Annotated in this window: 29 protein-coding genes and 1 other RNA gene; 13 read left to right on the top strand and 17 right to left on the bottom strand. The window is 60.7% G+C overall.

The window, feature by feature from the left end:
* Positions 1-77: 77 nt before the first annotated feature.
* The 3 genes from Q1A85_RS06055 to Q1A85_RS06045 all read left to right on the top strand — a co-directional run bounded on the left by Q1A85_RS06055 (position 78) and on the right by Q1A85_RS06045 (position 3,618).
* Positions 78-1,301 carry a hypothetical protein gene (locus Q1A85_RS06055; RefSeq protein WP_299686438.1) on the top strand — a complete coding sequence of 408 codons (1,224 nt, stop codon included), beginning with the start codon at positions 78-80 and terminating at the stop codon, positions 1,299-1,301.
* Positions 1,298-2,644 (top strand): cytochrome P450, encoded by a 1,347-nt coding sequence (locus tag Q1A85_RS06050; protein WP_299686437.1) that lies wholly within the window; start codon positions 1,298-1,300, stop codon positions 2,642-2,644. The genes Q1A85_RS06055 and Q1A85_RS06050 overlap by 4 nt, the downstream gene beginning before the upstream one ends.
* Positions 2,645-2,724: 80 nt before the next feature.
* Positions 2,725-3,618 (top strand): fructose bisphosphate aldolase, encoded by an 894-nt coding sequence (locus Q1A85_RS06045; protein ID WP_299686435.1) that lies wholly within the window; start codon positions 2,725-2,727, stop codon positions 3,616-3,618.
* A gap of 96 nt (positions 3,619-3,714) precedes the next feature.
* Here Q1A85_RS06045 and Q1A85_RS06040 read toward each other — a convergent pair whose 3' ends face one another.
* Genes Q1A85_RS06040 through fumC form a run of 4 tightly spaced genes read right to left on the bottom strand, consistent with a single transcriptional unit; the run spans position 3,715 to position 5,753 of the window.
* Positions 3,715-3,945: a ribbon-helix-helix domain-containing protein gene (locus Q1A85_RS06040; protein ID WP_299686433.1), complete on the bottom strand. Its 231-nt coding sequence runs from the start codon at positions 3,943-3,945 to the stop codon at positions 3,715-3,717.
* The gene (locus Q1A85_RS06035) at positions 3,942-4,175 is read right to left on the bottom strand and encodes a hypothetical protein (protein WP_299686431.1); all 234 of its coding nucleotides are present in this window, start codon (positions 4,173-4,175) and stop codon (positions 3,942-3,944) included. Before Q1A85_RS06035 ends, Q1A85_RS06040 begins: the two co-directional genes overlap by 4 nt.
* Positions 4,153-4,365, bottom strand: a complete 213-nt coding sequence (locus Q1A85_RS06030; RefSeq protein WP_299686430.1) for a DUF4169 family protein — start codon at positions 4,363-4,365, stop codon at positions 4,153-4,155. Before Q1A85_RS06030 ends, Q1A85_RS06035 begins: the two co-directional genes overlap by 23 nt.
* The gene (gene fumC / locus Q1A85_RS06025) at positions 4,362-5,753 is read right to left on the bottom strand and encodes a class II fumarate hydratase (RefSeq protein WP_299686429.1); all 1,392 of its coding nucleotides are present in this window, start codon (positions 5,751-5,753) and stop codon (positions 4,362-4,364) included. Before fumC ends, Q1A85_RS06030 begins: the two co-directional genes overlap by 4 nt.
* 167 nt (positions 5,754-5,920) lie before the next feature.
* Here fumC and Q1A85_RS06020 point away from each other — a divergent pair, with 167 nt between their 5' ends.
* Entirely contained in the window at positions 5,921-6,469 is a 549-nt protein-coding gene (locus Q1A85_RS06020; protein WP_299686428.1) for a hypothetical protein, read from the top strand.
* A 5-nt stretch (positions 6,470-6,474) separates the two neighbouring features.
* On the opposite strand, the gene Q1A85_RS06015 is transcribed toward Q1A85_RS06020, so the two are convergent.
* The 11 genes from Q1A85_RS06015 to Q1A85_RS05965 form a co-directional block, all read right to left on the bottom strand.
* Entirely contained in the window at positions 6,475-6,969 is a 495-nt protein-coding gene (locus tag Q1A85_RS06015) for a ClpXP protease specificity-enhancing factor SspB (RefSeq protein WP_299686427.1), read from the bottom strand.
* Between the two features lie 76 nt (positions 6,970-7,045).
* The gene (gene chrA, locus Q1A85_RS06010; RefSeq protein ID WP_299686426.1) at positions 7,046-8,296 is read right to left on the bottom strand and encodes a chromate efflux transporter; all 1,251 of its coding nucleotides are present in this window, start codon (positions 8,294-8,296) and stop codon (positions 7,046-7,048) included.
* Positions 8,293-8,997 (bottom strand): hypothetical protein, encoded by a 705-nt coding sequence (locus Q1A85_RS06005; protein ID WP_299686425.1) that lies wholly within the window; start codon positions 8,995-8,997, stop codon positions 8,293-8,295. The genes chrA and Q1A85_RS06005 overlap by 4 nt, the downstream gene beginning before the upstream one ends.
* A 119-nt stretch (positions 8,998-9,116) precedes the next feature.
* Entirely contained in the window at positions 9,117-9,545 is a 429-nt protein-coding gene (locus Q1A85_RS06000) for a nuclear transport factor 2 family protein (protein ID WP_299686424.1), read from the bottom strand.
* Positions 9,546-9,649: 104 nt separating this feature from the next.
* Positions 9,650-10,001: a transfer-messenger RNA gene (gene ssrA / locus Q1A85_RS05995) on the bottom strand.
* 93 nt (positions 10,002-10,094) lie between these two features.
* On the bottom strand, positions 10,095-10,451 hold the full coding sequence (locus tag Q1A85_RS05990) for a DUF4345 family protein (protein WP_299686423.1): 357 nt from the start codon (positions 10,449-10,451) through the stop codon (positions 10,095-10,097).
* 51 nt (positions 10,452-10,502) lie between these two features.
* Positions 10,503-10,853: a DUF4345 family protein gene (locus Q1A85_RS05985; protein WP_299686422.1), complete on the bottom strand. Its 351-nt coding sequence runs from the start codon at positions 10,851-10,853 to the stop codon at positions 10,503-10,505.
* Between the two features lie 45 nt (positions 10,854-10,898).
* Complete coding sequence (locus tag Q1A85_RS05980) at positions 10,899-11,591, bottom strand: 1-acyl-sn-glycerol-3-phosphate acyltransferase (protein ID WP_299686421.1); 693 nt, start codon at positions 11,589-11,591, stop codon at positions 10,899-10,901.
* A gap of 84 nt (positions 11,592-11,675) precedes the next feature.
* On the bottom strand, positions 11,676-12,323 hold the full coding sequence (locus Q1A85_RS05975; RefSeq protein WP_299688526.1) for a hypothetical protein: 648 nt from the start codon (positions 12,321-12,323) through the stop codon (positions 11,676-11,678).
* A 17-nt stretch (positions 12,324-12,340) separates the two neighbouring features.
* Entirely contained in the window at positions 12,341-13,741 is a 1,401-nt protein-coding gene (locus Q1A85_RS05970; RefSeq protein WP_299686420.1) for a selenium-binding protein SBP56-related protein, read from the bottom strand.
* A 67-nt stretch (positions 13,742-13,808) separates the two neighbouring features.
* Complete coding sequence (locus Q1A85_RS05965) at positions 13,809-14,564, bottom strand: FCD domain-containing protein (protein ID WP_299686419.1); 756 nt, start codon at positions 14,562-14,564, stop codon at positions 13,809-13,811.
* 89 nt (positions 14,565-14,653) lie between these two features.
* Between Q1A85_RS05965 and Q1A85_RS05960 the strand changes: the two genes are divergently transcribed.
* From Q1A85_RS05960 to acuI, 5 genes are all read left to right on the top strand, one after another.
* Complete coding sequence (locus tag Q1A85_RS05960) at positions 14,654-15,442, top strand: DUF2182 domain-containing protein (RefSeq protein ID WP_299686418.1); 789 nt, start codon at positions 14,654-14,656, stop codon at positions 15,440-15,442.
* Between the two features lies 1 nt (position 15,443).
* The gene (locus Q1A85_RS05955) at positions 15,444-16,151 is read left to right on the top strand and encodes a DUF1326 domain-containing protein (protein WP_299686417.1); all 708 of its coding nucleotides are present in this window, start codon (positions 15,444-15,446) and stop codon (positions 16,149-16,151) included.
* Positions 16,148-16,657, top strand: a complete 510-nt coding sequence (locus tag Q1A85_RS05950; RefSeq protein WP_299686415.1) for a DinB family protein — start codon at positions 16,148-16,150, stop codon at positions 16,655-16,657. The genes Q1A85_RS05955 and Q1A85_RS05950 overlap by 4 nt, the downstream gene beginning before the upstream one ends.
* A complete protein-coding gene (locus tag Q1A85_RS05945; RefSeq protein ID WP_299686413.1) occupies positions 16,657-17,760 on the top strand; it encodes a dimethylsulfoniopropionate demethylase in 1,104 nt (367 codons plus the stop codon). Before Q1A85_RS05950 ends, Q1A85_RS05945 begins: the two co-directional genes overlap by 1 nt.
* Before the next feature lie 87 nt (positions 17,761-17,847).
* On the top strand, positions 17,848-18,834 hold the full coding sequence (gene acuI, locus Q1A85_RS05940; protein ID WP_299686411.1) for an acryloyl-CoA reductase: 987 nt from the start codon (positions 17,848-17,850) through the stop codon (positions 18,832-18,834).
* Here acuI and Q1A85_RS05935 read toward each other — a convergent pair.
* Positions 18,831-19,118, bottom strand: coding sequence for a hypothetical protein (locus Q1A85_RS05935; protein ID WP_299686409.1), 288 nt, complete (start codon positions 19,116-19,118; stop codon positions 18,831-18,833). The genes acuI and Q1A85_RS05935 overlap by 4 nt on opposite strands.
* Before the next feature lie 181 nt (positions 19,119-19,299).
* Here Q1A85_RS05935 and Q1A85_RS05930 point away from each other — a divergent pair, with 181 nt between their 5' ends.
* The gene (locus Q1A85_RS05930; protein WP_299686408.1) at positions 19,300-19,716 is read left to right on the top strand and encodes an HIT family protein; all 417 of its coding nucleotides are present in this window, start codon (positions 19,300-19,302) and stop codon (positions 19,714-19,716) included.
* Positions 19,717-19,770: 54 nt separating this feature from the next.
* Here Q1A85_RS05930 and Q1A85_RS05925 read toward each other — a convergent pair whose 3' ends face one another.
* Positions 19,771-21,609 (bottom strand): BCCT family transporter, encoded by a 1,839-nt coding sequence (locus tag Q1A85_RS05925; RefSeq protein WP_299686406.1) that lies wholly within the window; start codon positions 21,607-21,609, stop codon positions 19,771-19,773.
* A gap of 458 nt (positions 21,610-22,067) precedes the next feature.
* On the opposite strand from Q1A85_RS05925, the gene Q1A85_RS05920 reads away from it, so the two are divergent.
* The 3 genes from Q1A85_RS05920 to Q1A85_RS05910 all read left to right on the top strand — a co-directional run bounded on the left by Q1A85_RS05920 (position 22,068) and on the right by Q1A85_RS05910 (position 26,588).
* Positions 22,068-23,741 carry a BCCT family transporter gene (locus Q1A85_RS05920; RefSeq protein WP_299686404.1) on the top strand — a complete coding sequence of 558 codons (1,674 nt, stop codon included), beginning with the start codon at positions 22,068-22,070 and terminating at the stop codon, positions 23,739-23,741.
* A 166-nt stretch (positions 23,742-23,907) separates the two neighbouring features.
* Positions 23,908-25,305, top strand: coding sequence for a deoxyribodipyrimidine photo-lyase (locus tag Q1A85_RS05915; RefSeq protein ID WP_299688523.1), 1,398 nt, complete (start codon positions 23,908-23,910; stop codon positions 25,303-25,305).
* Positions 25,306-25,379: 74 nt separating this feature from the next.
* Positions 25,380-26,588 carry a cyclopropane-fatty-acyl-phospholipid synthase family protein gene (locus Q1A85_RS05910; RefSeq protein WP_299686402.1) on the top strand — a complete coding sequence of 403 codons (1,209 nt, stop codon included), beginning with the start codon at positions 25,380-25,382 and terminating at the stop codon, positions 26,586-26,588.
* The last annotated feature ends 14 nt before the right edge of the window (positions 26,589-26,602 follow it).

Below are 26,602 nucleotides of genomic sequence, written 5' to 3'. Positions count from 1 at the left end.
GGGCACGGAAACCAACCGGCAGCTTCCGCCTTACTTTGGCCCCACAACATCGCTAGAATGCGCCAAAAGGTGCATTGATGAGCAGCGCGCATCCAAAAACCGTGTCACGCCGCCGGGTGTTCTACATTCCCGGCTACGACCCGATTCACCCCCGCCGATACCGCGAGCTTTATCGCAAGGAAGGGGTCGCACAGGCGGCCATATCCGGCTACGAACTGGCGCTGACACCCGCGCCAAAGGGCGCGCATTACGGTTGGCAGGTGGCAGCACGCATTGACGACGCGCAAACCCATGCCGACGTCGAGGTTCTGGTCTGGTCCGATATCGTCCGTGACAGCATGGATGCGTCGATCCCCGGCACCTATCTGCAACTTGTGCGCACCGCATGGACCTATATCGCGTCGGGCGCGCTACGCCGCCTGATGCGCCTGCGCAAGGGGCCGGTGATTGCCGCCCTTTACCCGGTGGGCATGTTGGTGGGCCAGTTGCTGTTGGCGGTTCTGCTATGGGCGCTGATCTGGCGCCTTGGGGACACGATCTGGCCCGGTGTCGGATCATGGTTGGGCAGCGGCGGGGGGGCGGTGGCCTTTGTCAGCTTGCTGCGCTGGTTCAAATCCAAGGACGGCCGGTTTTTTGCCTACTACCTGATGCACGACTACGCCTATTCGGCAGCCTCGCGTGGTGCGAACCCGGACGCGTTGGAGGCGCGGATGCGCAGCTTTGGCGACAGCATTGCCGAAGCGATGCAGGACGATGTCGACGAGGTGCTGGTGGTTGGCCATTCCTCTGGCGCGCATCTGGCCGTGTCCATCCTTGCCGACCTGATCCGCGAGGGCCGGGTGCCCGCGACCGGTCCTGCGCTTGGGTTCCTGTCGTTGGGGCAGGTTGTGCCCATGGTGTCCTTTTTGCCCGAGGCGCACCGCCTGCGGGCTGACTTGCAATACCTGTCGATGCGCGACGAACTGACATGGGTGGATGTCACAGCGCCCGGCGATGGCTGTGCCTTTGCGCTGTGTGATCCTGTGGCCGTCTCTGGCGTGGCACCCGAGGGCAAACGCTGGCCGCTGGTCTTTTCCGCCGCCTTCACCCAGACCCTCAGCCCGGAGCGGTGGAAGGAATTGCGCTGGCGCTTTTTTCGTCTGCATTTCCAGTACCTGTGCGCCTTTGACCGGCCCAAGGATTATGACTATTTCCAGATCACCGCAGGGCCTGTTACCTTGGCGGACCGCTATGCGGATCGCCGGCCCTCCAAATCCCGGATCGACATTCCTGTGTCCAAATACACCTCGGTTGCGGTATGACACCGCCCAAACCGCCCAGCAGGCCGGACCGCGTGTCGCTGTGGCGGTACATGCGGCTGTTTCGACAGGACATATTGTCGGCACAACCCGAGCGTCTCTACCGCGCATGGATGGCCGAGTTCCGCACTCCGTTTTTTCGCAGCTACCTGATGAACCAGCCCGCGTTGGTCAAAACCGTGCTCAGGGAACGGCCCAAGGACTTCCCCAAATCCGACCGGATCAGCGAGGGGCTGCGGCCGTTGCTGGGCAATTCCGTCTTTTTGACCAACGGCGCGCAATGGGAGCGGCAGCGTCGTATCATCGACCCCGCCTTTGAGGGCGGTCGCCTGCGCGAGACGTTCCCGGCCATGTGGGACGCCTCCGAAGCGGCAGCGGCACGTTTGCCAGAGGGGCCGACAGAAATTGAGGCCCAGATCAGCCATGCCGCCGCTGATGTGATTTTTCGGACGCTCTTTTCCTTGCCGATTGAGGATGAATTGGCGGGGGCCGTTTTTCACGCGTTCCGCGCCTATCAGCGCAGCCAGCCGATCCTGAACCTTGCCGCTTTTGTCCCGCTGCCGGCGTGGCTGCCGCGTGGGTTTCGGCGGAACACGCGCGCCACTGCGGCTGAGATCCGCAGGCTGATCACCCAACTGGTCGAGCGGCGCGCGGCGGAAATCGCGGATGGCACCGCGCCGGATGATTTGGCGACCAAGATCATGACGACCGTCGATCCCGAAACCGGCGAGACCTTTGACGCCGAAGAGATGGTGGATCAGGTCGCGATCTTCTTTCTCGCAGGGCACGAAACCAGTGCCTCTGCGCTGGCATGGGCGCTCTACCTTGTGGCGTGTTTTCCAGAGTGGCAAGACCGCATCGCGACAGAGGCGCAAGCTCTGGACACCTGCGAATTCAGCGTGATGTCCAAACTGCCCGTGGCGCGGGACGTGTTTCGTGAAACCCTGCGACTTTATCCTCCGGTGCCGATGATGGTGCGGGAAACGACATGCCCCGAAACATTCCGGGATCGCGACGTGCCCAAGGGCGCGCAGGTCGTCATCAGCCCGTGGCACCTGCATCGCCACACGCGTCTTTGGGATCAGCCTGACGACTTTGACCCGGGCCGTTGGCAGACCGAAAACGGCAAAAGCTGTATGCGTGATGCGTTCATTCCGTTCTCGGCCGGGGCGCGGGTCTGCACCGGCGCGGGCTTTGCGATGGTCGAAGGGCCACTGATTCTGGCGCGTCTTTTGCGCGATCACGTGGTTTTGCCCGTGCCTGACCGTGTCCCGGTGCCTGTTGCACACCTCACAGTGCGCGCCAAAGACGGCATCTGGTTAGAAATCCGCAAACGTCAGCGCTAACACCGCGTCTGCGGGATTAACCGGGGGTGTTGAATGGGTTAGGAGGGTCGCAACAACCCCCGACGTCCAAGGAGTACCTGATGTCCGATTTTGCCAAGATGCGCGCTCAAATGGAGCAAGGGGCAGGCTTTATCGCTGCGCTCGACCAATCGGGCGGGTCCACACCCAAGGCCCTCGCGCTGTACGGTGTTATGCCAGAGGATTATTCCGGCGACGAAGAGATGTTTGCAGAAATGCAGAAAATGCGGGCGCGCATCATCGAGAGTCCGGATTTCACTGGCGACAAGGTGATTGGCGCGATCCTGTTCGAAAAGACAATCCATGAACGGATCGGGGATACGCCGGTTGCGACGCATCTGTGGAAAACGCGCGGCGTTGTGCCGTTTCTGAAGATCGACAAGGGCCTTGAGGACGAGGCGCAGGGCGTGCAATTGCTGAAACCCATGCCCGGCCTCGCCGCGCGGTTGGCAGAGGCGCGTGACATGGGCATCTTTGGCACCAAGGAGCGTTCGGTGATCCAGTCCGCCAACGCGGACGGCATCGCCGCCATTGCTGAAAATCAGTTCGATGTTGCCCACGAGGTGCTGGCGGCCGGTCTGGTGCCGATCATCGAACCCGAGATCAACATTCATTCCGACACCAAGGCCGCGTGCGAAGATATGCTGGCAGATGCGCTGATGGCGCATATCGAAAAACTGTCGGCGGATCAAAACGTGATCCTCAAGCTGACCTTGCCGGATGTGCCGTGCCGTTACGACGCGCTGGCAGATCATCCGCGCGTGTTGCGCGTGGTGGCACTGTCGGGGGGGTATTCGACGGATGAGGCAAGCGCGAAACTGGCACAGAACCACAAGATGATCGCCAGCTTTAGCCGTGCCCTGACCGAAGGGCTGCGCCGCGACATGGACGATGCAGGGTTCGTGGCGGCCTTGGGTAAGAATATCGACCAGATTTACAACGCGTCGATCAGCTAAGCGATTGCCAAACGCATGTCTGGCCGGGGCGCATGGTGTTTTCCGGCCAGCCGTCGCGGTTGGATCATCTGTGTGGGTCGAAGATGTCGGGACCGCTTATGCCTTCGTGCCCCGCGCACGCACCCGGCGCAGTACGAATACACGTATGGCCGAAGCGAGGCCAACATCGGCGCCGCGGGTTACATCAATTTCAGCGGCCAAAGCATTGATTGGTAAGCCGTCTTCGGCAGCAATTTCGCGGAACGCGTCCCAAAATTCAGGCTCGAGCGATACGCTGGTCCGGTGCCCCTTGAGGGTCAGGGAGTGTTTTTCGGGGCGACCGCTCACTGGTCAGGCAGGAAACGGCGCGCGGGGTCAAGCTCTGCAACCCGCGCATAGGTGTTCAGAACCCGCGCCAAAGCGCCCTGATTGGCACGCAGATAGCGGCGCGCCCGGCGCAATGCACGGATCCGCTGTTTTTGAGCCTGATCGGCGGCATTGGGTTGCGTCATCGAAACACCTGTCACTGTCACGGTCCAAGCGAATACAGACAATTTATGGCTTTTCGGAGCCGTCATCTGCGCCTTTGCGCGGCATCTCAAGGGCTTGGCCATCCAATTTTCGCGCCTCGCGGGCATTTTCAACCTGAGCGGAGCGTTTGTCTGCTTTCGTCAATCCGAACGTCACCGCATTGGCGTCAGCGCGCGCCTTGTTCTCGGCGCGCGCGCGGGCCTTGCGGGCCTTGTTCAGATTGATGGGCGTGCTCACTTGGGTCCGATCATGTTTTCGGGGCGCACGACCTCATTGAACCGCTCTTCGGTGACAAATCCCATCTTCACCGCTTCCTCGATCAGGGTGGTGCCGTTCTTGTGCGCGGTCTTGGCAACTTTGGTGGCGTTGTCATAGCCGATCTCGGGGGCCAACGCGGTGACCAGCATAAGTGACTCGCGCATCAGCTTGTCGATACGCACCTCATCCGCCTGCAACCCGTCCACAAGGTTGTCTGTAAACGCCACAGAGGCGTCGCCGATCAGCTGCATGGATTGCAACACGTTGTACACCATCATGGGTTTGTAGACGTTCAGCTCGAAATGACCCTGCGACCCGGCAAATCCGACGGCGGCATCGTTCCCCATCACGTGGGCGCAAACCTGTGTCAGCGCCTCGCACTGCGTCGGGTTCACTTTGCCCGGCATGATGGACGAGCCGGGTTCGTTCTCAGGCAACATCAATTCGCCCAGACCACACCGCGGGCCGGAGCCCAGCAGCCGGATGTCGTTGGCAATCTTGAACAGGGATGCTGCAACCGTCTTTAGCGCGCCCGACATTTCGACCATGGCGTCGTGGGCGGCCAGCGCTTCGAATTTGTTGGGGGCGGTGACAAAGGGCAGGCCGGTGATGTCGGCCATATGGCCTGCCACCGCCTCGGCCCAGCCGTGTTGTGTATTCAGCCCGGTGCCAACGGCGGTGCCGCCTTGGGCCAGTTCATAGATGCGGGGCAGGGCGCCCTCGACCCGGGCGATGCCCATGGCGACCTGATGCGCATAGCCGGAAAACTCCTGACCCAGTGTCAGCGGAGTGGCGTCCTGCGTATGCGTGCGCCCGATTTTGATGATGTCCTTGAACGCCTCTGCCTTGGCCGCCAAGGCCGCGTGCAGCTTGCGCAATCCCGGCAGCAACACGTCCCGCGCGGTCATCGCGGTCGAGATGTGCATAGCGGTGGGAAAGGTGTCATTCGATGACTGTCCCATATTGCAGTGATCGTTCGGATGGACCGGATCCTTGGAACCGATCACACCACCCAGCAATTCAATGGCGCGGTTCGCAATCACCTCGTTGGCGTTCATGTTGGACTGTGTGCCCGAACCTGTTTGCCAGACCACCAGCGGAAAATTGTCGTCGAGCTTGCCGTCGATAACCTCGCCCGCGGCCTCGACTATTGCGTCTGCCAGACGCGCATCCAGCGTGCCCTGGGCCTTGTTCTGCATCGCACACGCCTTTTTGATCACGCCAAGCGCGCGCACAACCGGCACAGGCTGCTTTTCCCAGCCGATGGGAAAGTTCATGATCGACCGCTGGGTCTGGGCGCCCCAATACTTGTCGGAAGGCACCTCCAGCGGGCCAAAGCTGTCGGTTTCGGTGCGCGTGTCGGCCATTGGGCTCTCCTGCGATGTCAGTTCCGGTTGATTGCGTTTACCTGCGCCTGCCTGCGCTCACAAGCGGCAGCCATGTCGCGGTGGTTCAAATTGCGCGCAGCTAGTGCAAGACGCGGGCTGTCCCCCTATATAGAAAGGTGCATATGCCCGTTCAGAAGGACTGCCCCATGATCCGCTCCCGCTTGTCGCCCGCGCTTTGCGTGGTGTTGATTGCCGCCCTGATGGTGTGGACCAGCGTCGCGCGGGCGGAAATCGCCAAGTTTGCAGGCAGTTACGAAGGGTCGGCAGAGGTGACCGCGGCTGACGGCACCAAGATTCCACGCGACATGAGCGTCGACATATCGGAAACCAAGGAAGGGTTTCAGGTCAAATGGACCTCTGTGACGTATCGCAGCGACGGGCGGACCAAGGAAAAATCCTACACGATCGACTTTGTGCCCAGCGGGCGGGCAGCGGTTTATGCGGCGGCTCAGCAAAAGAATGTGTTTGGTCACCGTGTACAGCTAGACCCGATGAAGGGGGAACCGTATGTCTGGGCGCGCATTGATGGTGACACGCTGACGGTCTATTCGCTGTTTGTCAGCGAGGCGGGCGGGTACAGCCTTCAGCAATATGACCGGACGCTTGCCGATGGCGGTCTCGACCTGCGGTTCCAGAACATCCGGGATGGTGAGATTTTGCGCGCGGTTGAGACGTTTTTGACCCGCATCGATTGACGGGATTATTTGCGGAAACTGTCCAGTGACACGACATCGGCGGGTTTGCCGCTGTCATCCTTGTCCTGACCGTCGGCCTCGGGTGTGGTGATGGCGCTGCTGGGCAGAATTTCGGGCGGCGCTGCGGGCGCATCCTCCTGATCGCTGTCCTGCGTCTCAAAGCGCAGACCAAATTCCACCGACGGGTCCACGAATGTCTTGATCGCGTCGTATGGAATATAGAGCGGCTCTGGTGCGTCGCCGAAATTCAGCGTCACGGCAAAGCCATCGGTCCCGACATCAAGATTGTCGTACCAGTGCTGCATCACCACAGTCATTTCCCCCGGATAGCGGTCGCTCAGCCAATCGGCGAGTTCTGCGTCGGGGTGACTGGTGTCGAAGGTGATAAAGAAGTGGTGCGCGCCCGGTAGCCCGTTCTGCGACACGTCCGTCAGGACCTTGCGGATGAGGCCACGCATGGCCTCATGCATCAAATTGCCGTAATCAATGCCGCGGCTCATTTATACTCTCCGCCATTTGGTTCTACCTTATCCCAATTTGCGGGCAAGGAAAGGGGCAGGCGGACAAATGGCGTGATTATACCACCCCGACCATGCCAAGTGCCGCGCCACAGGTCGCCAGCACCGCGAGGCTCCAGAGCAGGCCAAGCCGGAACAACAGCATCAGGACCATCGCAAATGCGGTGAGGACGACGGCCCACAGGTCGATGGACGCAAGCACCGGCACCGGGATTGGCAGCGCGTCACCGGTGCCGATCTGGCCAAAGATCACATGCAAGGCAAACCACACTGATAGGTTCAGGATCACGCCCACAACAGCCGCCGTAATGGCCTGAAGGGCCGCCGCAAGGCGCGGGCGCGCCGCGATGTGGTCAAGGTAAGGGCCGGCGGCGAAAATCCATAGAAAACAGGGGGTAAACGTAACCCACAGTGTCAGCGCCCCCGCCGCAATGGCCACGGGCAGGCCGCCTTGCGCGTATCCGGCCAGCAGGGCCACGAATTCGGTCACAAGGATCAACGGGCCGGGCGTGGTTTCCGCCAGACCAAGCGCATCGATCATCTGACCCGTTTCGATCCAGCCATAGTTTTGCACGACCTCCTGCGTCATATAGGCCAACACCGCGTAGGCGCCGCCAAAAGTGACCACAGCAAGTTTTGAGAAAAAGAGCCCGATTTGCAGCAGGAAAGGTTGCGCAAAAATCCAGCACAGCAGCAGCGGCGCGGCCCAGATCGCGGCCCAGACCAGCACGGTGCGCACAGTCCCTTTTGGTCTGTCCGCAGGCGGGGCGGGCGCGTTGTGCGTTCGCGCAGTGACATACCCAAAGAGCCCGGCGGCCAGCACGATCAGCGGAAAGGGCAGGCCAAGCGCAAAAAGCGCGACAAAGGCCCCCCCGGCCAGCGCCCACGCCGCCGCACCAGTCAAGGCCTTGCGCGCCAGACGCAGCAGCGCTTGCAGCACGATAACAATCACCGCAGCCTTGATGCCCAGAAACGCTGCACGCACCAGCGGCAAATCCCCGTACCAGACATATCCCAGCGCCAGCGCGACGATCACCAGCGCGCCCGGCACCACAAACAGCAGTCCGGCCAGCAGCCCGCCCGCCGTGCCGCGCAAACGCCAGCCCGCGTAGGTGGCCAGTTGCATCGCTTCGGGGCCCGGCAGCAACATGCACAGCGACAGCGCGCGCAGATATTGCTGTTCGGTCAGCCATGCGTGGCGGGACACAAGGCTGTCATGCATCAACGCAATCTGCGCCGCTGGCCCACCAAAGGACAAAACGCCAATGCGGCCAAACACGCGGGTCATTTCGGTCCAGCTCGGGGTCATGGTATGTCCTTTCGCAGGGCGGTCCACGCGGCGTCGATCACCGGCAGGGCGGCCAGTGCCGCGCTGTCGGGTGTGTTGTGCACTTTTTCCGGTGCGCGGAGCAATGCGGCCCATCCATCAGGCTGCGCGCGCGCCTCATTCATAAAGGTGTCGAGGGGGGCCCAATGCAGCCCCGCATCCGCCAGTATTGCTGCCGTGTCCTCTCCGGGCGGCACGTGAACCCCATCGAACCGGTCCGCGACAGCGGGGCCTGCATCCTCTGGCACCCAAAGGATATCCGCCATGGGCGCGATCCAGCGCCGGATGAGCCACACTGCCAGACAAGCGTTTGGCGTGCAGGGGGGCGACAGGACATAGGTCTGCGCCGCTTTGGTGTCGCGGATACGGGGCAGGCCAGCATCGCCCCAGCCAAGCACACCGCCCGCAAGGGCGTGGGCCGAATGGCCCAGGGCGCGCAGATGCGCCGCGACACCGATGCTGAGTTTCAGCCCCTTTTGGCAGATCACAACGGCCTCTTGCTCCGCGGCCATCCGGTCAGCCATGCGAGCGATATCGCGATGCGCAAACCGTTGCGCGCCGGGCAACCGCCAAGGGTCTGCTGCCACATCTTTGGGCACGCATACGTCGAACAGGGTGGGGGTATGCCCCGTGCCAAGTCGGGGCAGCAGAACATCTGCTGTTGTGAAAAGGGTCAGGTCCATTTGAGCATCCTTTACGCCATGCAAAAGGATGCGACTTTGGGCCGGTATGACCTGATGGGGCAGTCGCATATGCCCCCGTATGCTGTTGTTAGCCGGGGCAGCGCGGCGCGGTCAAGCGATCATCGCAGGCGGGTCCCTGTGAGACACAGCGCCAATGCATTTGGCGGCAGTTGCCCCAATTGTTCGAAATAGCTGAGGAAGTCGAAGCTGTGGTAGACCTCAACCATCTTACGGCCTTCGAATTGCGCCATGATCTGGCCAAAGACATGGACAGGATCACCGGTGTCGATCACATGGCTGCGCACCTCAACCAACGCCGCAATCCAGTCGCCCTGATCCATGACCTTGGCCAGTCGCACGTCGATTGGTCCCAATTGCGCGCGCATCAGTTGCACCAGTTCCGGCATATCAGTTGCGGACAGGGCCATGTCCGGCAGAATGCCGGTTGCGGTTGCGTCGGGCGAAAAAAATTCGGGGATGGCGTCCATCTCACCCGCCGTCCAGATGCGGTCAAGCCATGCCTGCAAAATTTCGGGCTTATGTGGCACAGCGCGGTCCTTCCCATTGGCCGATACCGCATCTTTAACCGCGTTGGGTTAATTCCAATTGAACAGCCCCTGTGTGCTGATTGAAGCTACGTCAGTTGTGGGGAAGTGCAGGCTTCTGTTGCCAGGTGCCTGCGAACCCCGCCTCACGCGGCTAGGCGAGAGGGCTTAAAGTCGGTTCGACTCGAACTGCTTACGCAGCCAGAGCAACCGGAGCACGATTGTCGTTTGCAATTGTACTGTTTTCGCCGGTAACGGTGGCAGACAGCCGAGACAAAGCTAACCCCTTTAGACGTCCGTCGATCCTGTTTCGGCCCCATGATCCTTCAAACGAAAGGATGTTTGGTGGAGCCGCCGGGTACCGCCCCCGGGTCCGATCCGTTTATTACGAGCGCGTTTATGTCCATAGTTCCGAAGAACAGTTGATATGTAGGCCAGCGGTGCACGGTTTGCAATCTGTGGGAGCCTCCGGCGGGGATTTTTTTGGGACAGAGACGGGTGGAGTGTCGGTTTAAGGCGGTGGCGTTATGCGTTGATTTTACGATATTTTAGTCAAAGGTTGATCGCTAGGGCCATGGCGGCAACCGCAACCTCGGAGCCAAAGAAAATCCACTTTAGCCGGGTTTGACCGTCGAGCATCAGCGACGTGGCACGGCCCACAGCACCTCCTGCCCAGATGAAACCGATCATGGCGTAGGCGGCGGGCGTGTCGAGCCACAGCGCCCCAAGACCCGCAATGACGAACAGTGCACCGGATGCAGCGCGCACTTCGGACCGGCCCATCGTCGAGCCGCCGTCGCGCAGATCAACCGTTTCCATTGTGTAGCGCGGGGCGAGCCAACCCAAAGCCCCAAAGATGATCGACACCCCCGCGAGGGCATAGTTAAGAAATGAGATCAGTTCCATCATGTGGGATCCTTGGCCTGTTTCAGGACCCCAACGCGGCAGGCGCGTTTTGGTTCACAAATTGGCAGACAGGAACCATGCGGCGAGGGCTGCCTCGATCCCGCCAAAGATCAGGACCTTGCGCACGGGTGGGGCATCGAGGATCAGCGACAGTGCCCGCCCCAACGCCGCCCCCGCAAAGGCAAAGCCGATCATACCATAGGTCAGCGGATGGTCGAGCCAGAGCGCAGCCGCGCCCGCCACAACAAACAGCCCGCCCACGCTGGCGCGCATTTCGCTTAGGCCCATGGTGCTGGTTGTGGGGGCCAGATCAAGCGCCGCCGCCGTATAGCGCGGGGCCAGAAAACCAAAGAGCCCGAAGGCAATGGTGAGCAGGCAGGCCAGTAGGTTCAGAATGTCCGTCATTCGTCGCACGTAGCCCGGTCGCCCGGGCCCGACAAGTGGCGTGTCTCACCAGGTCGAGCGGATGGGCGTGTTGAAGCGGGCCTCAAGGTCGGCGTTGAAAGCGGCCAGATCGCGTGACGTGTCCAGATCGTCCACCCGCTTGATGTCGATGCTCACGTGGCGGCGGCCCTTTTTACGACCGATGAAGGTGTAAAAGCTGTCGTGGCGCGCGGTCTGGAATTTGCCCAAGCCGTCGATGCGCACCAACATGATGGGGATGTCAGGATTGGACTGGACCACATCAAAGGCACCGGAATAATGCGGTTCGACGATTTCTTCGGGCTGGCGGCGTGTTTTGCCCGCAGGAAAGAGCAGCACGGCGTTGCCCCTGTGCAGGACCTTGCTGACAACACCAAGGCTGAACGCCTTGCGTTCGGCGCGCTTTTCCTTTGGCCATTCGCGTGGCGAACTGACCGGAATGGCCGAAATCACGAACATCGGGAACCATTGCAGCCAATTGTAGTATTCGTTGTAATGCACGACCGTGCGCACCCGCGTGGTCGTATACAGAATGGCCGCAATGATCGGCCCGTCATGGCGGCTCACATGTGTCGCAAGGATCAATGCGCCCGGGTGATCCTGAAGCAGGTGTTTGCCCGAGCAACTGACATTGTAAAACAGGGAATAGTAGCTGCGCACCACGATGAAAAAGAAGTGGCGGGTCCAGCGGCCCAGCGTGGAATCGATAAAGCGCATCATATACGGGACGTTCCGGTTCGCATTAACAGACGCTCTCGCGCGTCACTGAACCACAGGTTAGCCATTGCACGGTTCTACGCCAGTTCAAAGTGCTGTCCAAAGCCCAAGAACACCAACCCCGATAAGGCTGACAGCCCAGACCGTTTCGAGGTCGAACCAGCCCTTTTTGAGGAATTGCAGGCCAAACCACCGGTGAACGGCATAGGCCAGTGCGCCGCCTGATCCGATCATGGCAGCGGTGTGCAGGACCGCCACGCCAAGCGCGAGCGCGGTTGTGGCCATAAGCGCGGAGGCGGCGCGGTGGCCTGCGTCCAGTTCTTCGATCGCACAAAGGCCAAGATAGATGGGCACCAGCATCAGCGCCGCCCCATGCGCCAGCGCCACGAGGAACGACCACAGGGTGAGCTTGTGTGGCGGAATTCGTGCAAGAAACCGTGGGTGGCGGCGGGTGATGACCAGATAAAGACCCATCCCGATGACAATCAGACCGGCCCCGATGCGGATTTCCCGCTGATAGTCGATCAGGATCGCCATCATGGAGAAGGGCAGCAGGATGCCCAGCATCGCCGCGAAATGGCCAAGGCTAAGCGCCCCGAGCGCAGGCCAAAGGGCGCTTCGACGACGCTCGAACAGAGCGGAGGAGACCGCGAGCGGCCAGCCCATTCCGGGATTGAGTCCGTGATACAGACCCGAAAGGACGACGGCGAGCCACAGGCCCGCCGCCCCTGTCAGTTCCACGTCACGCCCATCTAGACGGACGGATAGCAGAAACTGTCCGTCGAACAGTCGCCGCCCTCAAGCCGTATCTGGTGACTGCGATAGCCTTCTGGGAACTTCGTCCAGAAGTCCTTGTCCAACGTCAGGCCACCGTTCTCGCCGACATGCGCCATGACCATCGCGGCGCCACGCTCGCCGGGATAGAACTGGTCGTCCCATGTGGAATAGAGCGAGTTGGTCCAGTAGACCCGTTTGCCGTCGCGGCTGATCTCGACCATCTGGGGCCCATAGCCAAAATCCTCGCCGTTGGGATGCTTGGTCTTGGCGACGATGCCGCCGATCTCGACCTTGCCCGCCAGCACCGGGTTCATCGGGTCGGACACATCGTATTGATGCATCTCGCCCAGACCCCAGCACGCGACATAGAGGTACTTGTCATCAAGGCTCAGGTCGATATCCGTGACCAGCGGCGGCACCGCACCAAACCCTTTGAGCAGGTCGGGCAGGTCGTCGGCATCGGCGGGCACGGGGTCGATGGTGATGGTCTTTTTCGCCTGCCATTCGCCATTCTCATCCCGCCACCAGGTAAAGATTGCGCCTTGCAGATTGGTGGTGTCGACCACCACACCGCAGAAGCCATATTCCTTGACCGGGTCGTGGGCGGGCCGGATTTCCAGTGCCATCTGGTGGTTTTCACCCAGATCGATGGATTTGGTTACCTTGCGCCCACGCAGATCCCAGAAGTGGATCGTGTGGCCGTATTTGTTCGACAACAGATCCTCGGGCACCACGCCGTTCTCGAATTGCGGCGGCAGGCCCCATTCGCTGCTGACCATGTAGTCGCGCGGCAGGTTCCACCAGAAATCATAGTGCTTGTCCTGAATGCCCCGGTCCATCTCATAGCGGCCAAGGATTTCAAAGGTCTCGCAATCCATGATGAAGATGCCCGGAGGGCCGTCGGTGCCATCTTCACCACCGCCACCAAGGGTCGAAACATAGATGCCTTCGGGGCCGCAATGGATCGTGTGGGGACGGGAATAACCCGTTTTGGCAAAGAGCTCTTCGGGTTCGATCACCTTGTGGACCTTGGCCTTGAGCGGTTCCTTGACGTCGATGATGTAGATGCGGGACGACCGGATGCCGGGAATGATCAGGTAGCGGCGTTCGAAAAACGCGTGCCCCGTCAGCGGCGACAGTGCCGAGGAACAGGCATTCCAGCCGAAATGGTGAAACTCGTCGCCAAGGTTGTCGACATAAAGTTCGTGCACGATCTGACTGTAGGTGCTGCTTTCGGGGTCCACGTCCACAACAGCCAATCCATCGGGTTTCGTGCCGTCCGGGCTGAGCATCAGCGTAAACGCCAGTTTCTCGACCGGAGCGTTGATTGCGTCTTTGGGCGAGGGGTAAAATGTCGGATCAGGTCTTAAATTCATAACGTCCTCCCTGACGTGTGGTCTGAATGCGATGCCCGGCCCCATGCGGTTATTGTTCTGTCAGGGATCAGGCGGATGTTTGCTCCTTTGACGTGGCCTTTTGCGCCCGCGCGGTGACGACAGAATGCGCCAGCTCGCGGGTATAGGCTTCTAGTTTTATGAGGGTTGCGTCGGTCTTGGCGGCGTCCTGCGCTTCAACCGCGTCGGCAATGTCGGTGTGCAGCGCCACGATCGCCTCGCGCGACCGCGCGGTGAAGGTGATCATGTTCATCAGGGGCTGCATCGCCTCGACCGCGCCCGCCAACTGGTAGCTGAGCACCTTGTTGCCCGCACCATCCACCAACGCCCGGTGAAAGGTCACGTCCGACGCGCAGAACGCCTCGTCCGTCAGGCCCGGCTGGCACTGGCGATGGATTTCGGCCCGCATCGTAGCCAGATGATCCGGTGTGCGGCGCTGCGCGGCCAGTGGCGCACAGGCGCGTTCCAGCGCATAGCGCGCCTCGCAGGCCACATCAAAACTCACCGCATTCATGCTGAGCAACAGAGATGCCGTGGTCACTTGCTGGTCATAAGCGTCCTCGAATCGCAGGCGATTCACAAAAGCGCCACCCGTGGCGCCGCGCTGTGTCCGGATCAGCGATTGCGCCGCCAGCCGCTTGAGCGCCTCGCGGACCGTGGGCCGCGATACTTCAAAATGATCTGCCAGTTCCGCCTCTGACGGCAGGCGCTGATCCACGATCAACTGACCACCCACAATCTCTGCGCGGATCGCCTCGGCGATCTGGGCGGAGAGGTCCTTGGTGCTGTCGGGGTCAATTTTCATTTGTCTTACATTTTAATGTCTGACATTTAATCTGCCAAGAGAAATGTGCTCAGGGTTGAGTCGCGCTGTTTGGGCTTTAGGGAGGTCTCATGCCGCATCTGATCCGCTCCACGCTGTGGCTGGGGTTCTTCGGGGCCATTCTTGCGTCTTGGTGGGTCATGTTTTCCATGTCTGTGAACATGGATGTCGACCTGTTGGGACGCCCCGGTGAGATGGGCGCGCGCATGGCCGCGATGGACCCGCGGATGCCGATGTATATGCCGATGGCGCATTTTGGCCCGCTCTTTACGATGTGGGCGATCATGATGGCGGCCATGATGCTGCCGACACTGGTGCCGACCTTGCGCAGTTATGAGGACCTGATGGTCAGTGCGGACGGCACGCGCACCGGGTGGTTGGGTGTCGTGCTGGGCTATTTCGTTGTGTGGGTGGCGTTCGCTGCGATTATCGCGGGCGTGCAATTGGCGCTGCTGTATGGCGGGGTGATCGACATGCTGGGCATTTCCAAGACAACCACCTTCGCGGGACTATTGCTGCTTGCGGTGGGGGCGTTCCAGTTTACCCGCGCCAAAGAGGTCTGCCACGGCGTTTGCCACAGCCCGATGATGTATTTCCTGGGCCATTGGCGCACCGGGTTTCGGGGCGGTGTGCGCATGGGGCTGGGTCTGGGCGCGTTTTGCGTGGGCTGCTGCTGGGGGTTCATGGCGCTTGGCTTTGTCGGCGGGGTAATGAGCCTGCTTTGGATGGGCCTTGCCACGTTGTTTATGGTCATCGAAAAACTGCCCCAGATCGGGCATTTTGTGACCAAACCGATGGGGGTCGTGCTGACCCTTGCGGGGTTGGCCGTTCTGGCCTGGCCCTATGCGATAGGAGGATAAGATGGCGGTGAAAAAACGACCCGATGCGGACAAGCTCCCCATCAGCCAACGGATCGACAGCCGGATGCCCAACCCGGGGCGGCGCCAGATGCGTCCGACCGAATGGGCGATCAAGGGCGAGCTTTTTCTGAATTGCTCCTGCGAGGTGTTCTGCCCCTGCGTGGTAAGCCTTGGTGCGCACCCGCCAACCGAAGGGCATTGCTATGCGTGGATGGCCATCGCCATCGACGAAGGCCATTTCGAAGGCGAGGACCTGAGCGGCCTGAACGTGGGTCTCATGGTCGAAATTCCGGGTCGCATGGGCGAGGGCGGCTGGAAGGTCGCGGCTTATGTGGACGAACGCGCCAGCGGCAAGGCCTATAACGGCATCCTGCAGATTTTCTCGGGTGCGGCGGGCGGCACGACGGGTCTGTTTACCATGCTGGTCAGTGACATCCGCGGGGCGGAGCGTGAAAAGGTCGAGATCGTGCGCGAAGGCAAGAAGCGGGGCCTCTATATCGGGCGCAAAATTCAGGGCGAGATCGAGATGATCGACGGCAAATCGCCCGACCACCCGGTGATGATCAGCAATTCCAAATACTGGATGGGTCCCGACATTATCGCCGCGCGCGGCGTGAAATCCAAAGTGCGTGACTACGGTCGTATCTGGGACTTTGGCGGCAAATCGGCCGAGATCTGCCCGATCGACTGGAAAGGCCCCAAACCATGATCGACGCGGGTTATGTACGTACCATGGCCCGTTACAACGCCTGGCAGAACCAACAACTGATGGAAATGCTAGCAGGTGTGCCGGACGACATATTGCGCAAGGATCGCGGGGCTTTCTTTGGGTCCATCATGGAGACGCTGAACCACATCCTGTGGGCCGATTTTATGTGGATGAGCCGATTTGACGCGGGATTTCCCGCGCCAGAGGTGCCCGCCGAACAGCACAAAGAATTCACACCCACGTTCGCCGTGTGGAGCGCCGAACGCTTCCGCATGGATGGGGCCATCCGGCTCTGGGCGGATGCGCTGGACACTGTTGCGCTCAAGGGGGAATTGTCTTGGTACTCCGGGATGATGAAAAAGGACTTTCGCGCGCCTTTCGAAAGCTGCGTGATGCATTTGTTTACGCACCAGACCCATCATCGGGGTCAGTTGCACGCCATGATGACCGCTGCGGGCCTGACCGCGCCGGTCAGTGATATCATCTTTATGCCAGAGGACGACTGATGGCCGTCATATCCCCATCGCGCCGCCTGCGCCGCACACCGTTTTCCGAAGGGGTCGAGGCCGCGGGCGTCAAAGCCTACACCGTCTACAACCGGATGCTGCTGCCCACGGTGTTTGAAAGCGTCGAGGCCGACTATCGCCACCTGAAGGACCATGTGCAGGTCTGGGACGTCTCGGTGGAGCGGCAGGTTGAACTGCGCGGCCCGGATGCGGGCCGCCTGATGCAAATGCTGACCCCGCGCGATCTGCGCCGGATGTTGCCGGGGCAGTGCTATTACGTGCCCATCGTGGATGAGACCGGCGGGATGCTGAACGACCCCGTGGCGGTCAAGCTGAGCGAAGACCGTTGGTGGATCTCCATTGCGGATTCGGATTTGCTGCTGTGGGTCAAGGGGATCGCCAATGGCTACCGGCTGGATGTGCTGGTGGACGAACCGGACGTGTCACCGCTGGCGGTACAGGGTCCCAAGGCCGATGCACTGATGGAACGGGTTTTTGGCGAGCGGGTGCGTGACATCCGGTTTTTCCGCTTTGACATGTTCCAGTATGAGGGCCTTGATCTGGCCATTGCGCGGTCGGGCTATTCCAAACAGGGCGGGTTCGAGATTTACCTGCCCGACAGCGCCCTTGGCATGGCGCTCTGGAACGACCTTTTCACGGCTGGAGAGGACTTGGAGGTGCGCGCAGGCTGCCCCAATGGCATCGAACGGATCGAAGGCGGCCTGCTGAGTTACGGCAACGACATGACCGACGACAACACTCCGCATGAATGCGGGCTGGGCCGGTTCTGCGACACGCAGACCGCCATCGGCTGTATCGGGCGCGATGCGCTGTTGCGGGTGTCCAAGGAAGGGCCGGTGCAACAGATCCGTCCCATCGCAATCCACGGCGACGCGGTGCCGCCCTGCGACCGGGCGTGGCCCGTCTTCGGCAACGGCAAGCGGGTGGGGCAGGTGACAAGCGCCGCCTGGAGCCCGGATTTCGAGACCAACGTATCCATTGGCATGGTGCGCATGACCCACTGGGATGCCGGAACGGCATTGGAGGTCGAGACGCCCGATGGTATGCGGGGCGCAACGGTTCAGGACGCCTTCTGGCTTTGACGTGCGGGACTGAGGGGCCAGCCCCTCAGACACCCCGGGATTTTTTTGGAACAGAGACGGGGACATCCCCGCGACATGGAGAGCGATATGTTCAATGCACTGGTGGTCAATAAGGATGAAGACAGCGGCAAGACCTCTGCTGCGGTGACCGAGCTGTCATTGGACGATCTTCCCGCAGGCGAAGTGACCGTTGCCGTCGAATATTCGACGGTGAACTACAAGGACGGACTGTGCATCGGGCCGGGTGGCGGTCTGGTGCGGAACTATCCGCATGTGCCGGGCATCGATTTTGCGGGCACCGTCGAGGCGTCGGATGATGATCGCTACACGCCCGGTGACAAGGTTGTCCTGACCGGCTGGCGCGTGGGCGAGGCGCATTGGGGTGGCTATGCGCAAAAGGCGCGGGTCAAGGCGGACTGGCTGGTGCCACTGCCTGCGGGGCTGGACACGCGGCAGGCGATGGCGGTGGGCACCGCCGGGTTCACCGCCATGCTGGCTGTCATGGCGCTCGAAGATCACGGGCTGAAAGGTGGTCCGGTGTTGGTCACCGGGGCCGCGGGCGGTGTGGGGTCTGTCGCGACCGCAATCCTTGCCAATCTGGGCCATGAGGTTGCGGGTGTGACCGGGCGGCCCGAGACTGCGGATTATCTGACCTCACTTGGGGCCACGCAGATTGTGGCACGCGAAGAGCTGAACGAGACCACCAAACGCCCGCTCGAAGGCGAAACATGGGGCGGCTGCGTGGACGCGGTTGGTGGCGCAATGCTGGCGCGGCTGCTGGGCCAGATGCAATACGGCGCGAGCGTTGCTGCCGTTGGGCTGGCCGGTGGGGCAGGCTTGCCCGCCACTGTCATTCCCTTTTTGTTGCGCGGCGTGAACCTTTTGGGCATCGACAGCGTCATGCAGCCCTATGACAACCGGGTTCGCGCATGGGAGCGGATCGCCAAGGACCTGCCGATGGACAAGCTGGAGGCGATGGTGCAACCCGCGACCCTGTCTGACCTGCCGCAACTGGGTGCCGACATTCTCAAAGGTCAGGTCAAGGGCCGCGCGGTTGTGGATGTGAACGCCTAGGACGGCAACGGCAACTGCTGGCGTGTCACCAGTCCGACGCCTCCACCAATCAACTGGGCGGCGGCGGCGGGCAGACCACCGAAGAGCAGGATAATCATATAGGCCAGCCCATCCCAACCGGATGCTTGGGTCGCCGCCATAAACAGGCCCAGCGACACCACCGCAATCAGACCCAGCACGGACCAGAACAGTGGCTTTGCGCGCAGATGCACGGTGAGCCACCCAAAAACACCTGCGACGAGGGCAATCCCGGCTGGGATGGCAAACATGGTCATATCACTCATTTTTCTTGCTCCTTGAACGATGTTCACGATTTAGGAAGAACGTGAACGTTGTTCAAGAAGGCGTGTGAAAATAATTTCAGACGCCTGTCTCACGACGCATAGATCGTCGCAGCAATGAGGCTGGCGCTTTTTACGATCTCCGTTAGGGTGCCGCGACATCAGCGACAAAAGAGGGCAGGTCATGACCGCCTATGACGACCAGAACATCTTTGCCAAGATCCTGCGGGGCGAAATTCCAAACGTGACCGTCTATGAAGATGACGACACGTTGTGTTTTATGGATATTATGCCACGCACGGATGGGCATTGCCTTGTGATCCCCAAGACACCGTGCCGGAACGTGCTGGATGCGAGCGACGCGCAACTGGCCGCGGTGATGCGGACGGTCAGACGGGTGGCCCGTGCCGCCAAGGCCGGATTTGACGCAGACGGGATCACCTTGCAGCAGTTCAACGAGACGGCAGGCGGGCAGGAAGTGTTTCACCTGCATTTTCACATCCATCCAAGGCACGAAGGCGTCGCGATGCGCCCGCCGGGCACCATGGGGGATATGGACGCGATCAAGGCCCATGCGGAGAAAATCCGCGCGGCCCTCTAGTTCAATACAAAAGGGGCGCCGGTCGGGCGCCCCTGCCGCATTCAGGTGCCGGTCTTATTCGGCGGGTTGCCCCACCACGTCGCCCGCCTTGGCACGGCGGCTGTCGTTGAACAGCGCCTTGATCAGCGACACCATCATCAGCACCATGACGATGGTAAAGGGCAGGGCGCCGATGATCATCGCGTCTTGCAGCGAGGCCAGCGGATCACCGCCACGGCCCGAGGCACCCGCGATGATCAAACCGCCAATCACGCCGGTCATGATCAGGCCCCAGATGATCCGGTGCTTGACGCCGGTTTCCTGCGCGCCGCCCGACATGATCGTGTTCATCACAAGGATGCCCGAATCCGCCGAGGTGACGAGGAAGGTCATGATCAGCACCACGCACATCACGGTAATCGCTGACAGGAAACCGCCCTCGATCATGTAGCTGAGGGTGACAAACAGCTTGTTGGTGTTGGACGCGCCAATGATGGCGCCCTCTGCCACGCCTTGCAGTTCCAGATCAATTGCGGTGCCGCCCAAGATGGTCATCCACGCAAAGCACACCAGCGCCGGGGCGAAGACACAGCCGAGAATGAATTCCCGGATTGTCCGGCCCTTGGAGATGCGCGCGAGGAACAATCCGACAAAGGGCGAGAACGCGATCCACCATGCCCAGTAGAACGTCGTCCACCCCGATTGCCAGCCAAACAGACGACCTTCGGTGCCCGCCGCATAGGCTGCGGCCTGTGCCTCGGGTGCGAGCGCTGCCGCGGCCCCTTCGAGCCCGCCGGTAAAGCCGTCAAGGCTGCCCCATGCATTCGTTGCTCCGCCATAGAGGTCGGTGGCAAGGGGGGCTGCCGCCTCTGGCAGATTGGCGGTGAACGCCTCTTCGCTCAGCGGGCTGTAGGCCTCAAAACTCAACGGAATGAACTGGATGATATAGTCCACCAGCGCTGTGCCGTAGGTTGTCATCGCGAACATGAAACTGCCGAAGATGACAAATGTCATCAGCAGGATGATGGACAGGACGAGGTTGAGGTTCGACAGGTATTTGATGCCGCGGCCCACGCCTGACACCGCAGACAGGATCGACAGGAACATGATGACGGCCAGTGCGGACAACAGGCCGACCGTGGACGGCGTCGGCGGCGCGTCACCTTCGGCGACACCCATCAGCCATCCCATACCGGTGACGGCATAGACCCCGTCGACAAACTGGCTGACGCCGTAGCCGATGGTGACGGACACGCCAAGGATCGTGGCCACAACGCCCAGCACGTCAACGATGTGACCCACGATGCCATTGGCGACCTTGCCCAGAATGGGTGTCAGCGCCGACCGAATGGTCAGCGGCATGTCCCGCGTATAGGCGTAATAGGCGAGGCTCAGCCCGGTCACCACATAGATGGCCCACGCGTGAAATCCGTAGTGAAGGAACGTGTAGCGATAGGCTGACGTCAGCGCTTCGGGTGAATTGCCCGCGACGTTGCCTGCCACCGTTTCAGGGTTTGACCCCCACAGACCCAGCGGTTCGGCGGTGGCAAAGACCATCAGGCCAACGCCCAGACCTGCGCCGAACATCATGGAGAACCATGAAAAGTTGGAAAACTCGGGTACAGTGTCATGCCCGCCCAACTTTCGCTTGCCCGTCGGCAGGATTGCCAGCGCAAACAGGAAGAAGGCGAAACAGCCGACCGAGATGATGTAAAAGGCGTTAAAGCCCTGCAACAACGCCCAGTTCCAACTGTCGAGCGTGCCATTGGCGCTGACCGGAAAGATGATGGCCCACAGCACAAGAGCGACCATGATAGTCTTGGATTTGAGCGCGATGGGAAGGCTGTAGCCTTCATAAAATCCGGACTCTTGTTTGTTGATATCAAGGTCCGTGAACGGTTCCTTTATCGCCATGTCTTGGCTCCCTGTTCTGTGTGCGGTCCGGCATCTTGCGTGTCATTGACCGTGGGCTGAGGGTACACGATTTCCCGCTATTCGGGAAACGCCCCTGGGACCGGGCTTGCCACGCGGTCCGTGCGATCAGGGTGACAGGGTGTGGGGCAAAGGGCCGTGGAATTACGACGAACGGCCCCAGCGGTTTGACGCTTTTGGACGGTTTATTGGCTGTCATGGGACACGGACGCCAGACACATGCCGCCGCGATTCTCGATCGACCGCGCAGAAAGCAGGCGGCACGCTCAGCGTGAAATCGCCGCTCGCCCTGAAAACGCGGCGCCCTTTTTCACCGCACAAACAAAAACGGCGATCTGAGTCTCATTACGACCTGAAAGGGAGTAATTAATCCTTCGTTAATCAGTGCACCCGTGGTTTCCTGTCGGTCATAAAAAAGACAAACAGGAAGGTAACCCCTTATGAAACCCCCTTTGACGGATTTGCCGATCCGCACGGCTGATAACGGTTTTTACCGTGGCTTCAGCGTCGATGTGACGGTCGTCAGTAAAATCATCATTTCGGTCCTTGTGGTCTGGTGCATCTTTTGGCCGACACAGTCGGGCCGGGTGCTGGGTGATCTCAACTCGGTGATCCTCGCCAACTTTGCGGCGTGGTACATCTGGGTCGTGGCCTTTTTCATCATTGTCTGCCTTGGCCTTGCACTTTGGCCGACGGCGGGACGCATGAATCTGGGTCAGCCGGGTGAAAAGCCGGAATTTTCCAATTTCTCGTGGTTCTCGATGATGTTCGGTGCAGGCATCGGTGTCGGCATGTTGACATGGGCCGTGGCCGAACCCGTCGCGCATTTCGGATCGAACCCCGAAACCATCATGGGCGTGACGACGGGTGGCGAAGCGGACAACGTGCGCATGGCCTACAAATGGTCCTTCCTGCACTGGGGCTTGGGCGCTTGGGCCTGCTACGCGGTTGCGGGACTTAGTCTTGCTTTCTTCAGCTACCGCCGCGGTCTGCCGCTGACCATCCGGTCGTCGCTGACACCGCTGTTTGGCAAGTCGCTGTCGGGCAAGGTCGGGCATCTGATCGACATCGTGGCCGTTGTGGCGACCATTCTCGGTGTGGCGCAAACGCTGGGCTTTGGCGTGGAACAATTCGTGGCAGGTCTGACCCGCATCGGGATCGGCGGCCTCATGGATGCCGAAGGCGGCGCGACATTCGTGGGCATCGTGGTGGCACTTGTGGCCATTATGGGCGCATCCACGCTTTCGGCCCTGTCAGGTGTCGGCAAGGGCATCAAGTGGTTGTCCAACATCAACATGGTGCTGTCGATTGTCCTTTTGGGCTTTTTCATCATCTTTGGCGCGACATGGTTCGGTGCGACCGCCTTTGTGGTGGGGATCTGGGACTATCTGCTCGCGCTGCCACAGATGAGCCTCAACGTCTGGTCTTCGGATGGTGTCGAAGGGTCGGAATCCTTCCTGCTGACGCAGTGGCAGGGCTGGTGGCCGGTGTTCTACTGGGCGTGGTGGATCGCCTTTGCACCCTTTGTCGGCCTGTTCCTTGCGCGCATCTCGCGTGGGCGCAGCATCCGTGAGTTTGTGCTGGGCGCGATGATCGTGCCGTCGCTGATGTGCTTTGTCTGGTTCGCATGGGCCGGTGGCACCGCCATTGATCTGGAACTGAACGGTGGCGCCAGTGGCGTGATCTTTGACGCGGCCAATGGCGACAAGATCTTTGCCATGACCGAGTTCATGCTGGCCCCGATTGCCGAGGCGCTGGCCTGGGGCATGGCGATGTTGATCGTTGTGCTGCTGATGACGTTCCTTGTCACCTCCGCTGACTCCGCCGTGCTGATCGTGAACACGATCAATGCCGCCGGTGACGAAGGTCCCAAGGCGCGTCCGCACATCCTGTTCTGGGGTGGTGCGCTGGCGCTGGTTGTGGGCGGTCTGCTGATCTCTGGCGGTACGTCGGCGATCCAGACCGCGATGGTGATCGGCGCGTTGCCCTTCAGCGTGGTGATGGTGCTGATGTGTCTGTCGCTGATCAAGGCGATCTACAACGATGGCAAACGCGAAGCCATTGGTGTGCCGACAGTGCATTCCGAGATCGAGGGTGCGACCCCCGCAGAATAGGCGGACCGCCCTTGGCAACAGAAACAGGCCCCGGCGCGGCAGTGCCGGGGCCATTTCTTTGCGATGACCTTGGGTAAAGTCCCCGTGGCTTGATCCATATCCGCACGCCCTACGTAAGATTACCAAACAGTTACGGAAACCGAGAGTGAGCAGCTCCCCCATTATCATGTGGTTCCGGCGCGACCTGCGTCTGAGCGACCACACCGCCTTTGCCGCCGCCTGCAAAACGGGGCGGCCCGTGATCCCTGTTGTCATCCGCGATGACAGTATCAACGATCTGGGCGCAGCCCCAAAATGGCGCTGGGGCCTGGGTGCGGCGCATGTGGCCCAATCGCTCGAAGCCAAGGGCAGTCGGCTGATCTGCCGGTCGGGCGACGCACTGACGGTTCTGCAAGCGCTGATCAAGGATACAGGGGCAGGGGCCGTCTATTGGTCCCGGCTGTATGATCCGCAGGCGGTGGTGCGCGACACTCAGATCAAGGCGCGCCTGAAAGAGGCGGATATCGACGCGCGCAGCTACGGCGGGCACCTGATGTTCGAGCCGTGGACAACCGAGACCAAGACCGGCGGCTTTTACAAGGTCTACACCCCGTTCTGGCGCGCGGTGAAAGACCGCGATGTCGACGTGCCGCTGCCCACGCCGGGCAAGGTGCCCACACCCGAGACGTGGCCGGGCAGTGAGGACATCATGGACTGGGATCTTGGCCGCGACATGCGCCGTGGGGCAGAGATCGTGCGCCCCTTTGTGCGCTTGGGCGAAGACGCGGCACGCGACCGCTTGGGTTATTTCACGGACGAGCTGATCGCAGGCTATGATGCAGGGCGCGACCTGCCTGCCGCTGACCGCACGTCGAACCTCAGCGAAAACCTCGCCTTGGGAGAGATCAGCCCGCACCAATGCTGGCACGCAGGTTTTGCGGCACTCCAAGAGGGCAAAGCGGGGGCGGAGACGTTTCTCAAGGAACTGGTGTGGCGCGAATTCGCCTATCACCTGATGCATCACACGCCGCATATTCTGGCCGACAACTGGAAACCCGACTGGGACGCCTTTCCTTGGAACACCGATGAGGACACCGAAGAGGTCACGGCTTGGAAACAGGGGCGCACGGGTATCCAGTTTGTCGATGCCTCCCTGCGCGAGATGTACGTAACGGGCCGGATGCACAATCGCGGTCGCATGATCGTGGCAAGTTATCTGACCAAGCACCTGTTGACTGACTGGCGGATTGGCCAAAAATGGTTCGAAGACTGCCTGATCGACTGGGACCCGGCCTCGAATGCGATGGGCTGGCAGTGGTCTGCGGGATCGGGGCCGGATGCGACACCCTATTTCCGGGTGTTCAACCCGGTCACGCAGCTTGATAAATTCGACAAGAACCGCGCCTATGTCAGCCGCTGGATCGCCGAGGGGCGCAGCAATCCGCACGAGGACGCACTGGACTATTTCGATGCCATACCGCGCGCATGGGGTTTGTCGCCGTCCGATACCTATCCCGCCCCGATTGTGGCTGCGGACGAAGGTCGCAAACGCGCGCTAAGCGCTTATGAAAACCGAGATTTTTGAATGAGGACGGCTCCGAACGGTTGCGTCCGCCAGACTGTCCAGTTAGCCTGACAGTCATGCTGATGGGAGAGAGCATGATCCTGACCAACACTGATGGCCAAAGCCATCTGCCGCGCTATTTTGCCCGCGTTTTTTCCATGGCGCAGAATACAAATACCGGGCGGCTCGACTTTGTGTTGCCCGATGGCCGAACCTTTCGGGTCGAGGGGCCAAATCCCGGACCTGTGGCCGCGGTGCACATCCACAACAAAGACCTGTTTGCCCGGCTGATCCGCGAGGGCGATCTGGGTTTCTGTGACGCTTATCTCGACGAATGGTGGAGCACGCCGGACCTTCAGGCCTTTATGGATTGGGTCCACGCCGACAACGAAGACATCTATGATGGTTTTCCGGGCATGGGGCTAGTGCGCCGCTTTGAAAAGTTCCGGTTCTGGTTGCAGCGCAATCACAAGGAACAGGCGCGCAAGAACATCAGCTATCACTACGATCTGGGCAACGATTTCTATAGCCTCTGGCTGGACGAGACGATGACCTATTCCTCGGCCCTGTTCGAGACCGGACAGGAAAGCCATGAGGCCGCCCAAATCGCCAAATATGCCAGCATGGTGGACCAGATGGGGGCCCAGCCGGGGGATCACATTCTGGAAATCGGCTGCGGCTGGGGCGGGTTTGCGGAATACGCAGCCAAGGAACGCGGTCTCAAGGTCACGGGCCTGACCATCAGCGAAGAACAGTTTAAGTACGCTCAGAAACGCATTGAAAAAGCAGGTCTTTCCGGTCAGGTCGAATTCAAGTTGCAGGATTACCGGGATGAACGTGGCACCTATGATGGCATCGCCTCGATCGAGATGTTCGAAGCCGTGGGCCAGAAATACTGGCCGACCTACTTTGAGACAGTGCGCGAACGGCTCAAACCCGGCAAGAACGCCACGCTCCAGATCATCACCGTCACCGACAGACGCTGGGATGTATACCAGCGAGGCGTGGATTTCATTCAGAAATACATCTTTCCGGGCGGGATGCTGCCCAGCCCCTCTGCCTTGCGCACGCAGGTGCAAAAGGCGGGACTGGCGGTGGAGCGGTCCGTGGAATTCGGTCAAAGCTACAACATCACGCTGCGCCGCTGGCACGAGACGTTCAACGAAAAGTGGGACCAGATCGCCGATATGGGATTTGACAGCCGCTTTCGCCGGATGTGGAATTTTTACCTCACCTCTTGCGCGGCCACGTTCGAAAGTGCCAACTGCGACGTAACGCAGATCACAATCAAACGTCTCGGATAAACCATGATGGATTA

It is taken from the genome of uncultured Tateyamaria sp. (assembly GCF_947503385.1).
Taxonomy (GTDB): Bacteria; Pseudomonadota; Alphaproteobacteria; order Rhodobacterales; family Rhodobacteraceae; genus Tateyamaria.
The sequence above is the reverse complement of the archived record's forward strand: the minus strand, read 5'-3'. Positions and strand labels throughout refer to the sequence as shown.

What these genes read in the sequence shown, in the direction of transcription:
- Q1A85_RS06055 (WP_299686438.1), top strand. Translation starts at nt 78, where the DNA reads ATGAGCAGCGCGCATCCAAAAACCGTGTCACGCCGCCGGGTGTTCTAC.
- Q1A85_RS06050 (WP_299686437.1), top strand. Translation starts at nt 1,298, where the DNA reads ATGACACCGCCCAAACCGCCCAGCAGGCCGGACCGCGTGTCGCTGTGG.
- Q1A85_RS06045 (WP_299686435.1), top strand. Translation starts at nt 2,725, where the DNA reads ATGTCCGATTTTGCCAAGATGCGCGCTCAAATGGAGCAAGGGGCAGGC.
- Q1A85_RS06035 (WP_299686431.1), bottom strand. Translation starts at nt 4,175, where the DNA reads ATGACGGCTCCGAAAAGCCATAAATTGTCTGTATTCGCTTGGACCGTG.
- fumC (WP_299686429.1), bottom strand. Translation starts at nt 5,753, where the DNA reads ATGGCCGACACGCGCACCGAAACCGACAGCTTTGGCCCGCTGGAGGTG.
- Q1A85_RS06020 (WP_299686428.1), top strand. Translation starts at nt 5,921, where the DNA reads ATGATCCGCTCCCGCTTGTCGCCCGCGCTTTGCGTGGTGTTGATTGCC.
- Q1A85_RS06015 (WP_299686427.1), bottom strand. Translation starts at nt 6,969, where the DNA reads ATGAGCCGCGGCATTGATTACGGCAATTTGATGCATGAGGCCATGCGT.
- chrA (WP_299686426.1), bottom strand. Translation starts at nt 8,296, where the DNA reads ATGACCCCGAGCTGGACCGAAATGACCCGCGTGTTTGGCCGCATTGGC.
- Q1A85_RS06005 (WP_299686425.1), bottom strand. Translation starts at nt 8,997, where the DNA reads ATGGACCTGACCCTTTTCACAACAGCAGATGTTCTGCTGCCCCGACTT.
- Q1A85_RS05990 (WP_299686423.1), bottom strand. Translation starts at nt 10,451, where the DNA reads ATGATGGAACTGATCTCATTTCTTAACTATGCCCTCGCGGGGGTGTCG.
- Q1A85_RS05985 (WP_299686422.1), bottom strand. Translation starts at nt 10,853, where the DNA reads ATGACGGACATTCTGAACCTACTGGCCTGCCTGCTCACCATTGCCTTC.
- Q1A85_RS05980 (WP_299686421.1), bottom strand. Translation starts at nt 11,591, where the DNA reads ATGATGCGCTTTATCGATTCCACGCTGGGCCGCTGGACCCGCCACTTC.
- Q1A85_RS05970 (WP_299686420.1), bottom strand. Translation starts at nt 13,741, where the DNA reads ATGAATTTAAGACCTGATCCGACATTTTACCCCTCGCCCAAAGACGCA.
- Q1A85_RS05965 (WP_299686419.1), bottom strand. Translation starts at nt 14,564, where the DNA reads ATGAAAATTGACCCCGACAGCACCAAGGACCTCTCCGCCCAGATCGCC.
- Q1A85_RS05960 (WP_299686418.1), top strand. Translation starts at nt 14,654, where the DNA reads ATGCCGCATCTGATCCGCTCCACGCTGTGGCTGGGGTTCTTCGGGGCC.
- Q1A85_RS05955 (WP_299686417.1), top strand. Translation starts at nt 15,444, where the DNA reads ATGGCGGTGAAAAAACGACCCGATGCGGACAAGCTCCCCATCAGCCAA.
- Q1A85_RS05950 (WP_299686415.1), top strand. Translation starts at nt 16,148, where the DNA reads ATGATCGACGCGGGTTATGTACGTACCATGGCCCGTTACAACGCCTGG.
- Q1A85_RS05945 (WP_299686413.1), top strand. Translation starts at nt 16,657, where the DNA reads ATGGCCGTCATATCCCCATCGCGCCGCCTGCGCCGCACACCGTTTTCC.
- acuI (WP_299686411.1), top strand. Translation starts at nt 17,848, where the DNA reads ATGTTCAATGCACTGGTGGTCAATAAGGATGAAGACAGCGGCAAGACC.
- Q1A85_RS05935 (WP_299686409.1), bottom strand. Translation starts at nt 19,118, where the DNA reads ATGAGTGATATGACCATGTTTGCCATCCCAGCCGGGATTGCCCTCGTC.
- Q1A85_RS05930 (WP_299686408.1), top strand. Translation starts at nt 19,300, where the DNA reads ATGACCGCCTATGACGACCAGAACATCTTTGCCAAGATCCTGCGGGGC.
- Q1A85_RS05925 (WP_299686406.1), bottom strand. Translation starts at nt 21,609, where the DNA reads ATGGCGATAAAGGAACCGTTCACGGACCTTGATATCAACAAACAAGAG.
- Q1A85_RS05920 (WP_299686404.1), top strand. Translation starts at nt 22,068, where the DNA reads ATGAAACCCCCTTTGACGGATTTGCCGATCCGCACGGCTGATAACGGT.
- Q1A85_RS05915 (WP_299688523.1), top strand. Translation starts at nt 23,908, where the DNA reads ATGTGGTTCCGGCGCGACCTGCGTCTGAGCGACCACACCGCCTTTGCC.
- Q1A85_RS05910 (WP_299686402.1), top strand. Translation starts at nt 25,380, where the DNA reads ATGATCCTGACCAACACTGATGGCCAAAGCCATCTGCCGCGCTATTTT.